Annotated in this window: 17 protein-coding genes; 14 read left to right on the forward strand and 3 right to left on the reverse strand. The window is 37.0% G+C overall.

The window, feature by feature from the left end:
- Positions 1–187 precede the first annotated feature (187 nt).
- On the forward strand, positions 188–754 hold the full coding sequence (locus DNK84_RS06125) for a hypothetical protein (RefSeq protein WP_119343670.1): 567 nt from the start codon (positions 188–190) through the stop codon (positions 752–754).
- A 16-nt stretch (positions 755–770) separates the two neighbouring features.
- Here DNK84_RS06125 and DNK84_RS06130 read toward each other — a convergent pair whose 3' ends face one another.
- Positions 771–1,142: a carboxymuconolactone decarboxylase family protein gene (locus tag DNK84_RS06130; protein ID WP_119343671.1), complete on the reverse strand. Its 372-nt coding sequence runs from the start codon at positions 1,140–1,142 to the stop codon at positions 771–773.
- Positions 1,143–1,232: 90 nt separating this feature from the next.
- The gene (locus tag DNK84_RS06135) at positions 1,233–1,655 is read right to left on the reverse strand and encodes a DUF705 domain-containing protein (RefSeq protein ID WP_119343672.1); all 423 of its coding nucleotides are present in this window, start codon (positions 1,653–1,655) and stop codon (positions 1,233–1,235) included.
- Positions 1,656–1,780: 125 nt separating this feature from the next.
- Here DNK84_RS06135 and DNK84_RS06140 point away from each other — a divergent pair, with 125 nt between their 5' ends.
- Complete coding sequence (locus DNK84_RS06140; RefSeq protein ID WP_119343673.1) at positions 1,781–2,821, forward strand: AGE family epimerase/isomerase; 1,041 nt, start codon at positions 1,781–1,783, stop codon at positions 2,819–2,821.
- Entirely contained in the window at positions 2,814–3,404 is a 591-nt protein-coding gene (locus DNK84_RS06145) for a YqiA/YcfP family alpha/beta fold hydrolase (RefSeq protein ID WP_119343674.1), read from the forward strand. The genes DNK84_RS06140 and DNK84_RS06145 overlap by 8 nt, the downstream gene beginning before the upstream one ends.
- Positions 3,405–3,416: 12 nt before the next feature.
- Here the strand turns inward: DNK84_RS06145 and DNK84_RS06150 are convergent, their stop codons facing one another.
- On the reverse strand, positions 3,417–4,388 hold the full coding sequence (locus tag DNK84_RS06150) for a LysR family transcriptional regulator (protein ID WP_119343675.1): 972 nt from the start codon (positions 4,386–4,388) through the stop codon (positions 3,417–3,419).
- Positions 4,389–4,498: 110 nt separating this feature from the next.
- On the opposite strand from DNK84_RS06150, the gene DNK84_RS06155 reads away from it, so the two are divergent.
- The 11 genes from DNK84_RS06155 (at position 4,499) to DNK84_RS06205 (ending at position 14,325) form a co-directional block, all read left to right on the forward strand.
- On the forward strand, positions 4,499–5,851 hold the full coding sequence (locus DNK84_RS06155; protein ID WP_119343676.1) for an MFS transporter: 1,353 nt from the start codon (positions 4,499–4,501) through the stop codon (positions 5,849–5,851).
- A 142-nt stretch (positions 5,852–5,993) separates the two neighbouring features.
- A complete protein-coding gene (locus tag DNK84_RS06160; protein ID WP_119343677.1) occupies positions 5,994–7,184 on the forward strand; it encodes a beta-ketoacyl-[acyl-carrier-protein] synthase family protein in 1,191 nt (396 codons plus the stop codon).
- Positions 7,181–7,657, forward strand: a complete 477-nt coding sequence (locus DNK84_RS06165; protein WP_119343678.1) for a hotdog family protein — start codon at positions 7,181–7,183, stop codon at positions 7,655–7,657. Before DNK84_RS06160 ends, DNK84_RS06165 begins: the two co-directional genes overlap by 4 nt.
- On the forward strand, positions 7,654–8,379 hold the full coding sequence (locus tag DNK84_RS06170) for a 3-ketoacyl-ACP reductase FabG2 (RefSeq protein ID WP_119343679.1): 726 nt from the start codon (positions 7,654–7,656) through the stop codon (positions 8,377–8,379). Before DNK84_RS06165 ends, DNK84_RS06170 begins: the two co-directional genes overlap by 4 nt.
- Positions 8,376–9,608, forward strand: coding sequence for a beta-ketoacyl-ACP synthase (locus tag DNK84_RS06175; RefSeq protein WP_119343680.1), 1,233 nt, complete (start codon positions 8,376–8,378; stop codon positions 9,606–9,608). Before DNK84_RS06170 ends, DNK84_RS06175 begins: the two co-directional genes overlap by 4 nt.
- Positions 9,609–9,611: 3 nt before the next feature.
- Entirely contained in the window at positions 9,612–10,304 is a 693-nt protein-coding gene (locus tag DNK84_RS06180) for a 4'-phosphopantetheinyl transferase family protein (protein ID WP_119343681.1), read from the forward strand.
- A gap of 10 nt (positions 10,305–10,314) precedes the next feature.
- Positions 10,315–10,671 carry a hypothetical protein gene (locus tag DNK84_RS06185; protein ID WP_119343682.1) on the forward strand — a complete coding sequence of 119 codons (357 nt, stop codon included), beginning with the start codon at positions 10,315–10,317 and terminating at the stop codon, positions 10,669–10,671.
- Positions 10,672–10,816: 145 nt separating this feature from the next.
- Positions 10,817–11,422, forward strand: a complete 606-nt coding sequence (locus DNK84_RS06190; protein WP_119343683.1) for an HAD family hydrolase — start codon at positions 10,817–10,819, stop codon at positions 11,420–11,422.
- Positions 11,419–12,780 carry an iron-containing redox enzyme family protein gene (locus tag DNK84_RS06195; protein ID WP_119343684.1) on the forward strand — a complete coding sequence of 454 codons (1,362 nt, stop codon included), beginning with the start codon at positions 11,419–11,421 and terminating at the stop codon, positions 12,778–12,780. The genes DNK84_RS06190 and DNK84_RS06195 overlap by 4 nt, the downstream gene beginning before the upstream one ends.
- The gene (locus tag DNK84_RS06200; RefSeq protein ID WP_119343685.1) at positions 12,777–13,064 is read left to right on the forward strand and encodes a Rieske 2Fe-2S domain-containing protein; all 288 of its coding nucleotides are present in this window, start codon (positions 12,777–12,779) and stop codon (positions 13,062–13,064) included. Before DNK84_RS06195 ends, DNK84_RS06200 begins: the two co-directional genes overlap by 4 nt.
- Positions 13,065–13,083: 19 nt before the next feature.
- The gene (locus DNK84_RS06205) at positions 13,084–14,325 is read left to right on the forward strand and encodes an MFS transporter (RefSeq protein ID WP_119343686.1); all 1,242 of its coding nucleotides are present in this window, start codon (positions 13,084–13,086) and stop codon (positions 14,323–14,325) included.
- Positions 14,326–14,364 lie beyond the last annotated feature (39 nt).

A 14,364-nucleotide genomic window follows, 5' to 3' on the forward strand; every position in this document is an offset into this window, starting at 1 on the left:
GGTTATTAATCTAAAAATGAAAGGCAATTCTATTTTTTGGAATGAAGAGAGTGCCAATGATATGCTGCTTATACGTTCATTTTATAAGGCTGGGAGATGGCGAAACATTGAAGAAATGTCCTATGAAGGAGGATTGCAAGCAGCAGCCTAAATACCCACAAATTCCGAATGCGCCCGTAGAGAAATTATGTTGAAAAAAGTATCAGTCATACTTACGCTAAGTGCGATAACATTAGGTAGTGGGGCAAGCTATGCTGCTTATGGACAAATGGTGCAAAATAAAACGGATCACGAACCTGATGCCGTTGAATTAAACAAAGCATTCAGTGATAAAAAGTTTAATATTGAATGGAATGTGATTCCAACGATGATTGGCTTTATTTCCGCTAATGCAAACTATAAGTTTTTGCCATCATCAGCGATTGGTATTTATGGTGCATATTGGACATGGGGTGGAAAAGATACAACAGTTGCCAATATTGGTGTTCAGTATAGTTATGCAGTTAATGGTAATTACATGTCTTCAGGTTGGTTAATTAAACCATTTGCTGGCTATGCTTATGGTAAAGATTCCGGTGACAGTAGCGTTGGTGGTTTTATGGCAGGCGCTATGGTCAGTTATCAATGGCTTTGGGACAGTGGCTTTAATATGCAGCTTGGTGTTGGACCAATGTATGTCTCTAACAAAGGGTCGATGTTTGATTCAAGCGGTGTTTTACCAACATTTGAATTCAACATCGGCTATAGCTTTTAAACTACGGCTTTAAAATTTAATCATACACTTCTTTTGCGACAAGCATGGCGTTAATTGCCTTTGGAAAGCCTGCGTAAACAACAAGCTGTAAGATTAACTCACACACTTCCTGTTTTGTCGCACCTAATGCTTGAGCTGCCTTGATATGATCTTTTAAGTGATTGAGTTGGCCTTGCGTGATTAATGACGATATTGTGATAAATTCCCGTGTTTTAAGATCAAGGTGTGGCCGTGAGTAAATATCACCAATAGCGAACTCAACGGTGAATTTTTCTAAATCGGGATAAAACGCTTTAATGTCAGCTAATACACCTTTTTCACGGTTTTTCCCGTCGATTTGGTGCAATGTTTCTTGTCCTTTTTTATAACGCGATGAGGGTTCCTGCATTATTGATTCCTTCCTGATGTCGTGATGCTTATTATTCTAACGCATTTTATCGTTTGCTGTTAAGGAAAAACAAGTCAGGAAAGTATTTATTTAATTGAGTATTTTCACCAGGTTATCAAGTGCTTGAGAAGCAGTTTGCCATTTTTGTGGTTGCCAGTTTTTCTCATCTTCAGGGTTAGGTAAATAATTATAATATATGGCATAGTAATCAAGCTTGTGTTTGAATTGTTTTGCAATCATGTCTACTTTGCTTTTTGTATCATCTACATAAACAATGCCATGGCAAAGGTTTGGATTGCCGGTTTTAAGACGTTCTTTTGTAATAAGGGTGTTATCGATATCATAGATAACACAAATCTCATTTGGCGGTAATGTTTGTGATAGTTTATCAACATAGTGCTCAACGTCAGAGAAATTTTGTATGGTTATTTCTTGATTGGTAAGATTGCTGGTGTAAGCATTTGCAGATACAACAAAAACAGTTCCAGTGATAAGTGCTGTTATTTTTTTCATGTGGCTTTACTAGAGTTGCAGGTTTGCGCATTATATCGCTGTTTAAGATAATGAACAAGTTTGCAGTTATTGCTAAAGTCCTTTACTATGCGTGATAAATAGGCGTTTTTATTTTTTTATACATCATGAGATTACAACAACAAGATAGCCAATTAATTGATTCATTGCTTGATAATTACCAACAATTATTAATAAAAAACATTGAGCAATATGGCTTTGTTCCGGAAATTTTAAATGCTCCTGAAGAAGTATGCTTTGGAAAAACGCGTGCGCTTTGCCAAACACGCGGAATGTTTTATTTGCTGACTTATGGTCGTGTTTTTAGCGAGGGAAAGGGGCAAAATTATGCATGGCAGTTATATAAAAAGCTCAAGCAGGATTATTTTGATCATTACCACGGGGACTGGAAAAAATTTCCCAACGCCAATGTCATGAATGATTTATATGAGTATGCTTTTTTGCTGTTTTCGTTTTCGCACTTATATGAAAAAACAAATCAGGCAAGTGTGCTGGTGGATATTAAACGCTTACATCAGATTATTGAAACTAAATTCATAAGCAATGACTTTGCTTTGTTATATATTAAAAATGATATCTGTCAAAATGCGATTATGCATTTATTTGAAGCCTATTTGGCGGCATATAAAACAACACAAAATGATGTTTTTCGTAAAAGTGCACAAGTGATTTATAACAAGGTTATACATTGGTTTTATGATGAAAACATGCAGTTGATATGTGAGTATCGATATAAGAGAATATTCGAGCCTGGGCACAGCTTTGAGTGGGCGGCCTTAATTGTTGAAGCCTCAAAATTAAAAATTGACACAAAAGGTATTGACCCTTTGCGTTTGGCACATAACTGTCAGATAAAAACGGTATTAGCGAATGGTCTTGTTATCCCTGAAATCGGTTGTGATCAGGATAAGGCAAGCTATCGTATATGGCCGCTTCTTGAGCAGCTTCGCTTTTATTCGATGATAAAAGATATCAAAAGTGCAAAGACTTGCTTTAAGGTCGTTTCTAACTATTATATTGCAAATAATTTACCAGTTGAATATGTTGATGTTACAGGGAATATCCAGTTTGACAAAGTCAAGGCGACAACTGGCTATCACATTATTAATGCATTACAGTATTATAAGGAGTTAATTGCGCATGAGTGATTATTATTTTTTATATCTGCATGGCTATAAGGGCTCGCCAGATTCTGTTAAGGCACAAAAGCTAAAGCGCTGGCTGAAAAAAAACTGGCCAAATAGCGCGATTGACGCACCTGCCTTACAAATGCATAGTGAAAGTGCATTGCAAACGATTAATTATCTGTTAAACAAAGCTAATGCAGCAAAAAAAGTGATTATTGGCAGCTCGCTTGGTGGTTATATGGCACATCTTTTTAAACAGATAAGATCAGATATCGATCAGGTCGTTTTGATTAATCCTGCAGCACGACTTGATTTAATCGTCGCTGATCCGGCTTATGCAGAGCTTCGGCATGAGGCGAAAGCTTTGATGGATTTGATGCCAGCAGGATCGAAAGATTTTCAAGATTATTTGTTATTACTGCAAGCAGATGATACCACCACACCAATCACATTTGCCAAAGAAGTTTATGCTGGAGCAAATATTGATATCAAAACGGGTCAAGGGCATGGTTATGATAATATTGAAGTCAGTTTTGATGTGATAGAAGGTTTTTTATGCAATAAAGATGAAAAAGTTGTAAGCAACAGTTCTCCTGGGGAATAAAAAATTTGCAAGTTAGGCAAAACCGTTTTTTAAAAAAAACTCGATAAACCTTTGCAATTTAGGTTGAGGATGAGCATATTTTGGATAATGGTAATAAACATCAGAGTCACATGCCTGGTATTCAGGTAAGATTTGTATCAATTCACCACTATCTAAATATTCTTTTAAGACATATAAAGGTAATTGAATTAAGCCTAGGTCGTTTTTAGCGCACTCAATCATAGCATACACAGAATTTACTAGCAGATATGGCTTTAATTGTAGCGAGTATTCAGGTTTTAACTTTAATGTATAGTCTCCAGTTCTTCTCGTATGGCTTATATATTGGTGATGATGTAAATCTTGTAAAGATTTTGGTTTGCCATGCGATTTAAAATATCCAGGTGAGGCACATAATATATATCGGGTTGTCATCATCCGTTTTTGTATTACTTCATCAGGGTTAGGAACTGGCAATGAAAACCCTACTGCAATATCTATTTGTTCTTTCTCAAAATCAGGAATTTTTTCTGTAGAATCTATTATAAGTTCTAGTTTTGGGTATTGGTTAAGGAATGATTTTAATTTGGGATAAATTAAATGTTTTGCAAAATAAGAAAATACAACGACATGTAATATCCCAGTAGGTTCGTTATGAAACTTCTGACATAAATTGCGAGTATTTTCTAGTTCTCTACATAATCGTTTACACTGATTTAGTAGAGTCTCCCCTTCATCTGTTAAATGTAGTCGTTGTTTATGTCTTAGAAAAAGATTAATTTTTAAATCTGATTCTAAACGTTGAATTTGCTTACTTAAAGAAGCTTTAGCTATCCCTAATTTTTCTGCAGCAAGTGTGATTGTTCCAAATTCAGCAACGAGTAAAAATAATTCAAAACGATCTAGGTCTGACATAGTTGTTAGTTTTTTTGATACATCTATTCCAAATAGTAGCACTATTTTTACAAAATAACTACATATAAAATAATCTAATAAACAATACACAGGAGCACCCTAAACGCCTTTCCTGCAAATAAACAAAGTAATAACTTGCGGGTGCTCTTGATAATAAAAATTGAACAAAAAACAGCAAGTTATTCAATGGAGATAGTCTAATGAAAAAGAAGCACTCTAATTTAGTATCCTTGGTTGCAATTTGTCTTGGCTTTTTTATGGTCATAATCGATATAACAGTAGTTAATGTTGCTTTACCTAGTATTTCACGAGACCTTGGTGGAGAAATATCAACTTTACAATGGATAGTTGATGGATATGCATTATCTTTTGCCTGCTTGCTGCTCTTGGTAGGAAACTTAGCAGATAAATATGGGGCAAAACGTTTATTCATGATGGGTCTATTATTATTTACTATATCTTCTCTAGGTTGTGCATTATCATCTACGCCCTTGAGTATTATATTATTTCGCATTATTCAAGGTATTGGTGGTGCACTCATTATTCCAACATCGTTATCTCTTATTAATAGTACATTTGATAACCCTAAAGAAAAAGCTAAAGCAATTGGTATTTGGGGGGGTATTGGGGGTATAGCAGCAACTTTAGGGCCAATACTGGGCGCTTTACTAACTGCAGGGTTCAGTTGGCGAGCTGTTTTTTTCATAAATATTCCGGTAGGAGTACTAGCAACGTATTTGTGTTTGAACTATGTTAAGACTGTACTTGGTAATAAAACTATTGGAATTGACCTTCTAGGCCAGATATTTTCAATATTATGGATTGGCTCATTAGCATTTGCATTAATTGAAGTTGGAAGGTTAGGCTGGACATCTCCGATAGTGCTAATAAGTATTGCTGTATTTTTGCTAGGATTAATATTTTTTATAATCATTGAAAGTAGTGTTAGTTCGCCAATGTTCCCTCTTAGTGTACTATCAATTAAAAACTTTTCTATCCCATTACTATTAGGTATTTTTATAAATATCAGCACTTATGGATTACTCTTTCTTCTACCTTTATATTTTCAAGAGATTAAACAATACTCTGTATTAATAACAGGTTTTGCTATAGTCCCTCTATTTATTTTAGTTGCATTATCATCTTATCTTTCAGGAAAAGCGGTTACTCTTTTGGGTATTAAGCCAGTAATAGATTCAGGTTTAGTAATAGGCGTGTTCGGATTTCTAGGGATGTTGTGGGTAATAAATTTAACTCACCCTGACTATATTTGGATGATTATTCCATTAGCTTGTATTGGGTTTGGCATCTCTTTTACTATGCCTGCAGCAACTATAGTTATTATTCGCTCTGTAGAACATAATAGAGCAGGGTTTGCATCATCCTCATTTAATATGGCGCGTCAACTAGGGACTCTTATTGGTGTTGCTACTTTTGGTACAGTTATAGTGATCTCAAAAAGTTTTATATTAGGTATGAGTATTTCACTTTGTATAGCCGCAGCTATCTATATTTTAGGGATGCTTTTATGCATAAAAATTAATGAAAATTGAGAGGGTATGTAATTTCAAACCTTGTGTTTTTAGTTGACGCGACCTGGTTTAAATTGCCATTGTGAGCGTTTTATTGCAAAATACCTGTTTTAGCATTGCATGAAGTGCACAAATAATAAGAAGACAGGTTTTTGAAATTTAGATGAAAAAGCAAGCTGAGATCTATTTAAATGATTGTGGTATTATTTGCGCGCTTGGTGATTCAAAGGCAAGTGTGGCAAAGAATCTGCTTGCCAATGCACAGCGGCTAGTGGCTTATGATAAACTATTTACACACCGTTCTAGTTATATCGGTCAGGTGGATGGCACACTGCCAAGCATTCCAAAAACACTTCAAGATTTTGATTGTCGCAATAATCGTTTGTTAATGCATGCTTATCTGCAAATTAAACCGGCAATTGATAACCTTATTCATCAATATGGTGCCAGGCGCATTGGAATCATTCTTGGTACCAGTACTTCAGGTATTCTAGAAGGTGAGAAAGCCTATGCTCAGTATACACAACAAGGTTATTTTCCCAAGGGATTTCATTATAAACAGCAGGAGTTTGGCCAGATTTCCAGGTTTTTAGCAAAACTCATCGGTGTTCAAGGTCCTTGTTATACAATTTCAACAGCATGCTCCTCCAGTGGCAAGGCATTTATGGCTGCAAAAAGACTGATTCAATCTGATTTTTGCGATGCGGTTATTGTTGGCGGTGCGGATACATTATCAGCCTTACCGCTTAATGGTTTTGATGCACTAGATTCTGTATCTTCATCGATTTGCCGGCCGTTTCAGCAAACACGTGATGGCATTAATATTGGTGAAGGTGCGGGTTTATTCATCATGAGCAAGCAGCCAGGTGAGATTTCACTTGCCGGTGGTGGAGAGTCTTCAGATGGATTTCATATCACCTCCCCTGATCCAGAAGGTAGTGGGGCAAAAAAGGCGATGCAGCGCGCATTAGATGATGCAGGTATTGATAAATCATTAATTGGTTATATTAATGCCCATGGTACGGCAACACCAAAAAATGATGCCATGGAATCAAAAGCTATTTTTGAAGTTTTTGGTGGCAAGACACAGGTTAGTTCAACCAAACCACTCACCGGGCATACATTAGGTGCAGCCAGTGTTATCGAGCTTGCCTTATGCTGGTTGTTATTGTCTAAAACCTACAATCCAGATAGATTGCTGCCAGCACAGTTTCAAAATGATGACTATGATCAAAATATTGCGCCAATTTGTTTGACCAAGGGTAATACGCATTGGCAAACGCCTTATTTTATGAGCAATTCATTTGCGTTTGGTGGCAATAATGTCAGTTTAATTATCAAAGGGTTATCATGAAGGAATCTCAAAAAAGATATAATATCGATGATATCTTACCGCAAAAGCCCCCGATGCGATTTATCGATCAGATTATAAAAGCCAGTGATGATAAGGTGCTCTGCCAGTTTACGATACGAAAAGACAATCTTTTTTATGAACCAGAGATTGATGGTGTTTATCATTGGATTGGGGTGGAAATGATGGCACAGGCCGCGGCTGTTTTGGCATATTTCCAGCAGCTCGAGGATAACCGGGTAAAGCGTGAAGGCTTTTTACTTAGTGTGCGCAATTGCGTTAGCGATCTAACCTGGTTTACATGTGGCGAGATCTTAGAGATTTGTGCGCAAAAGGTAATGATTGAGCCGCCATTAGGTGTTTTTAATTGCAGTATTATGATAAATGGCAAATCAGTAGCAACAGGTAAATTCAGCGCCTATCAGCCAACAGGCGAGCAGTTTGAACAGATATTAAAAGGGGAAGAAATACAATGAGGCGCGTATTAGTGACAGGTGCCAGTAAAGGTATTGGACAGGCAACAGCGATGATGCTTGGCAAAGCGGGCTTTTTTGTTTGTGTCCATTATCATCGTGATCAAAATGGCGCCAAAGAGACCTTGCGTGTAATTGAAGGCAATGGTGGTCAAGGTGCGCTTATTCAATTTGATATTAGCGATCGTGATCAATGTCAAAATGTTTTATCACAAGATATCAAGGAAAATGGTGCTTTTTATGGGGTTGTTAGCAATGCAGGAATCTGCAAAGATGTGGCTTTTCCTGCCATGCTTGATGAACAATGGGATCAAGTGATTCACACCAACCTGGATGGATTTTATAATGTTTTAAAGCCTTGTGTGTTGCCAATGGTCCAGGCAAGAAAAGGTGGGCGGATTGTGAGTCTTGCTTCAGTTTCTGGAATTGCGGGCAATAAGGGGCAGGTTAATTACAGTGCAGCTAAAGCCGGGATCATTGGGGCAACCAAGGCACTTGCCTTAGAGCTTGCCAAAAGAAAAATCACGGTTAATTGTGTGGCACCTGGTTTGATTGAAACAGATATGACCAAAGATCTTGAATATAAAGAAGAAATGCAAAAATATATTCCCATGCGTCGGATGGGAAAAGTAGATGAAGTGGCATCTTTAATCAATTACTTGTTTTCTGATCAGGCCAGTTATCTAACAAGGCAAGTGATCTCAGTGAATGGTGGTTTATTATGACAAAACGTGTAGTAATCACAGGTGGTGGACTTGTTACGGCCTTAGGTGATGATTGGGTAAGTGTGTTTGATGCATTTAAACAGCAAAAAACGGCAACAAGTGTGATCCCTCAATGGGCTGAAATTGAAGGGCTACGCACAAATCTTGGCGCACCGATTAAAGATTTTCAAACACCTTCACATTATACCAGAAAGCAGTTAAGGTCGATGGGGCGTGTTGCACAATTGGCAACGGTTGCTTGCGATAAGGCCTTGGATGATGCCTTATTAAAGGATCAAAAGGCCATGATTGAAGGTGGTGATATGGGTATTGCTTATGGTTCTTGTTCAGGAAGTACCTCGGCACTGTATGATTTGATTAAGATCAGAACGCATAAGACCTTATCGAATGTCAGTGCCACAACCTATATCAAATCAATGAGTCATACCTGTGCAGTCAATGCGGCCCTTTTCTTTGGGTTAACCGGGCGTGTGATTCCAACATCAAGTGCCTGCACATCAAGCGCTCAAGCTATCGGTTATGCGTATGAAACAATAAAACATGGTTACCAAAAGCTTATGATCGCAGGTGGTGCTGAAGAGCTTTGCCCAAGCCAGGTCTCTATTTTTGATACCTTATTTGCGACAAGCCAGCAAAATGAACATCCAGAAACAACACCACGACCATTTGATCGAGATCGTGATGGTTTGGTGCTTGGTGAAGGGGCGTGCAGCTTAATCTTAGAGGAGTATGCGCACGCCAAAGCCAGAGGTGCGAAAATTTATGGTGAAATCGTTGGTTTTGGGACAAATTGTGATGCAAGGCATATCACCCAGCCGACTTCTGAGAAGATGGCACAGGCTTTAAGGCTTGCATTAGGAGATGCTCAGTTAGATCCAATGGCTATTGATTATATTAATGCACATGGTACGGCAACTGAGCAAGGTGATATTGCCGAGTCTCATGCGACATTACAGGTCATGGGTGATAAAACACCAATAAGCTCTTTAAAAGGGCATTTTGGGCACACATTGGGTGCTTGTGGTGCACTAGAGATCTGGTTGTCACTTATGATGGCCAGACAAAAGTGTTTTATACCAACGGCAAACCTGATAAATATTGATCCACGTTGTGCTGATTTGGATTATATTATGGGTGAGTCAAGGCAGTTTGATTGCCAGTATATCATGAGTAATAATTTTGCCTTTGGCGGGATTAATACTTCTTTAATCATTAAAAATATCTGCTGAGCTATGGTCGATATTTATCAGGTTTCTTTGCCTTTATTTGATGAGGAAGCTTATATCTCTCAATTGCCGCAAGATATTATTCAACGAGCAGCCAGTTATAAGCTGGCACGAAAGCGTAAAGAGTTTATTGCATCACAATGGATTCGTTATCAGGTTTTAAGCCAGTATCTTTCTTGTGACCCAGAAAAAATTCTCTTTGAGACAACTGATAAGGGGCGCCCATTTATCAAAGGCGCTATTTATGATTTTAATATAAGCCATACCAAGGATTATGTTGTTTTGGCAATTGCTAAAAATCAGCGCGTTGGGATTGATGTGCAATCGATGAAAGAGAGCATTGATGCTTTGGCCATCGCCAAACAGTATTTTAGTATTGATGAATATCAGTGGTTATCTGCCTTACCAGAGGATGAAAGATATGAAGGTTTTTATCATTTATGGACGTTAAAAGAGGCCAGTTTAAAGCTTACAGGGCAAGGCATTGCCAATGGGCTTTGTCAGTATGATTTTGCTAAAGATCACAACAGGCTTAATATTGTTAATTACCCTGATACACATGCATTTTTCTATCAAAGTTTGAAAATAGATGATCACACGCTGTTATCAATTGCTGCGGAAAAAAATATTGAAAAAATTCACCATTTCTTGTGGCAGGATGATAAATGGGCTAAAAGAAAGGGTTGTTGTTTTAGCTAATCTCGTTATAATGCCAGACTTTGCAATCTCTGCTAAAACCTGGTCATTGTTTTATCACGGTATTATTGCCTCGGCCATCACTTATGTCTGTGAGTTGATTTTGTTTGCATTTTTATTCGAGCGTATATTCAGAAAAAAGCTGTTTTTATCTTCTACCTTGTCTGTGGCAATAACTATTGGCATACACAATGCGATTTTATATCCCAGCATGTTCGCTGGAGAGCCAAATCTATGGCAAATTTATTTTTCTAATTATGCAGTCGATATGGCGTTTGTACTCACCTATACCATTTCTGTAAGTCTTGTATTTTTTATTGCTCGATCTTGGAAAAAGGATGCTTCTTTGCAATCGGCCTTTAGAAGCTGATTTACAAGCTTCACGCGGCTAATTGTTTAATAAGTCATCATAAGAGAAAAATTTTTGCGTTTGATGAATTTTATCATTGATTTGCTATTTGTTATAAAGTATATTCCTATTGCGTTAATCATTTATTTTTACAAAGGGAAGAGAAATGAAAAATATAATATTTGATTTTGGTGGCGTGCTTTTGGAGTGGAACTCTGATTATTTTTATGCGCAATACTTTAATTATAACCTGCAGGAAATGGAGCGGTTTTATCAGCAAACTGGGATAAAAGAGGCAAACAAAAGAATTGATCGAGGAGAGAGTTTTGATAGTGTTTTAAAGCCAATATTAGATAAAACTCCCCAATATTCAGAAGCACTTTCATTATGGAAAAAAGCGTGGCATAAAATGATTGGTAATGAAATTACCGGCAGTGTTGATCTACTTAGAGCATTACATGCTAAAGGCTATAATCTTTATGGCTTGACGAATTGGTCTGCTGAAACCTTTCCGTATGTTTATTACAGCTATGATTTTTTTCATTTGTTCAAAGACATCGTGGTATCTGGGAGAGAAAAACTCATTAAGCCAGAGGCTGAGATATATCAGCTATGCTTATCGCGTAATGAGATAAAAGCAAGTGAGTCTGTTTTTATCGATGATAATTTGGATAATATCAAGGCATGTGAGGCTTTGGGTATTAAAGGAATACATTTTAAAAATGCAGAGCAATTGGGGAGTGATCTGCGTGCTTTAGGAGTGAGCTTATGAACACATTACAGGAAATATTTAAATTTTATTTAGAGAAATATGTCACTAATCCATTATTTCAATATCACAAGGAGCTTACACCTTATCATCGAGCGCTTAGAGCAGCTGACTTATTATCCACTGATTTTGAAAAGCCGTTAAGTTTTAACGAGTTAACATCTAATGAATACCTTCAAGCACATAGAGTTTTATTGAATATATATGAGCAAGATTTAGTGTTTTTACCTAGGAATAACACAAATTCATGGGATATGTTAAGTTTTAAAGAATTTTATCATGATGATTTAAAGCAAGCGGGTGAATTTATTAGGCCTAAACTAGAGAGCTATGTATTTAAATTTTTAAATCAAGAAATAGAGGTAGAAGGAGTTTGGGATATCAATAAATTTGAGGAGTATACCTCTCAAGTGCTAAATGAAATTAGAACATCAGAGTCACAGCTATTTCATAATATTACAAGTAGCAAAAATCCTCAAAGAGCAGCCAGGTTTTTTATTGCTCAGTGTGCTGGTGATTTTTTAACTGAAGCTTCTGCTATGGGACGTAATGTATTGGGAAATTTTGGGCAGGAAACAAGTGAGTTGTTTAAAATTTTCATTGATGAGTATGGTTATGGTGTTCATAGTAAAAAGCATTCGACATTGTTTGAGAATATGTGTGATGCATTAAATATGTCAGCAGATATTCACACGTACTGGCAATATTATTTACCTAGCTCTTTAGCACTGATTAATTATTTTCACTACGTTTCCAAAAATCATGCACACTTCTTTAAGTATATTGGTGCTTTATATTTTACTGAGGCAGCTTTGGCTTTTACTACTGTGTCACAGTCAGCAATGATGAAATCAGTTTTTGGTGATAAGTTTAATACGCAATACTTTGATGAGCACACGCACATTGATGTTCATCATGGAAGAATGGCTTTGGAAAAGCTTATTAAGCCGTTAGTTAAAAAGTTTGGTAACCAAGTCATTAGTGAGATGTTATTAGGTTTTGAACAGTTTAGAATGTTGCAAGATCTAGCAGATGAGGAACTTTTTAAGCATGTTATTTTTCATGATCAGTTAGACCATATAGCTCCATCGTCAGAAAATGGCTATAAAGGAATGTCCAAATTAAATACATTTTATGAAAGTAAGGGATTAGTTTCTATTTCTCATATACACCCTGTAGATGAATTTTTTGTCGTAGATAAGGGGACGGTGGAACTGACATTCTCTCCTGCAGTGAACCTAACGTTAAATGAGGGTGAGGGTATTATGTTAAAAAAAGGAATTTTACATGGATCAAAGGTTCTAAGCACCGATGCGACCTATAGTGTGTATATGCTGACAGATGAGGTTGTGACTCAATGAAAATTGCAAAAATTGATCTTGATAAAAATAATATGCTAATAGTAGATGATAAAAAATATTTTGTTCTACATAAGCCTAAGGATAATACAGTAAAACTTGTCCCTGCAAATTGTCCACACAGGGGCGGGCCATTGCAGTATGGCGTATATAATGAGGCGGAACGGGTAATCTGTCCGTGGCATGAAAATAAATATAAGCCTTGTCGTTTAGCTAAAAACAAATTACCTTATGTCCGTGTAAGGAAGATGTGCGCTTTATTTGCAGTTAAGCACGTTAAGGCATGATTTGAGAGGGGAGTGGTTCATGCGACAAAATAAACAAATAACATTGAGTATTTTTTACTTATATGTAGCCTTGCTGGGTGGAACAGATCTTATGCTGCTTACTGGAATGATTTGGTTCTCTTTAAAAATAACCGGTAGCCCAATGTTAATTGGGTTGTTGCTGAGTATTTCAGTTTTTCTGCCTTTTGTTACAAAAAAACTATTACGTAAAAAGCAGACACAAACGAAGACTGTCAAGCGCATGGCAGCTCAGCGCGTACTTATTTACCTAACCATTTTACTGGTGTCTTTTATTTTCAGGCAACACCAGTTACTAAATTTAATTGTTTGGGGAGTCTTGCTTGGCTTATCCAACCTTATTACGAATTCAGCATTGGAAAAACAAAATACACTTATTGCGATGTCTGGAATGCTTAAGTATGAGCTAGCTGCAAGAGTGATGCAGACTATGGTGCAAATTGGTGCATGTTTAGGGTCATTTTTAGGTGGTGTTTTTATTTATTACCTAGGTATTTTTTCATTTGCTCAAGCTGTTAGTGCTATTTCATTAGTGCTTACGTTAAGCCTATATTTACTCTGGCAAGACCCGGATGCCCCCATGCTTAAAGGAGAAACAAATAAATCTTCCAATCAGGCAGGTGTGGCAAGCTTTGATAGGCAAACAGCAAGTATATTGTTGGTGTTTTCTATTGGTATTGGTATGATTGGCTTTCACATCAGCTCCTTTAATATTTTGATGCCAATGATATTCCAAAAAGTCTATTTATGGAATGCCGTCTTATTAGGAAGTGCGTCTGCTGCAGCGGGTGTTGGTTCTTTTTGTGCTTCTTTGATTAAAAATAGCAGCAAAGTAGCTGTGCTTTTAGCAATAATGCTGGCCTTAGGGGATTTACTTGCAGGGTTGTCTGGGCAGCTTATTGTTGTAATGTCTGCTTGTTTCTTAATAGGTTTTGCAATGAATTACTGTCGCATTGCGCTGCGTCAGAAGTTAATGCTGCTTGCGACAAATACGCATGAGGCAGATAAAATAGCTTCATTTTCGACAGGGCTGTATATGTGTTTTCAAGGTTTATCACCTGTTGTTGTTGCATTGATTATTGCAGCGCTTGGGGAGAAAGGCATGTTTGCATCCTATTTGTTTGGCTTTGTGGGTATTGTTACAGCGCTTGTTATTATTTTGTCTATTTCAGTTAAAAAGTTATCTAGGTTCTGTGAACCAATTTTTTTACCGCATCCAAATCAAACTCCCAGAAAAGTTTAAAAATCCACTAAAACTGATTATTGTTTTATCAAATCTTGA

Source organism: Facilibium subflavum (assembly GCF_003574485.1).
GTDB classification, from domain to species: domain Bacteria; phylum Pseudomonadota; class Gammaproteobacteria; order Francisellales; family Francisellaceae; genus Facilibium; species Facilibium subflavum.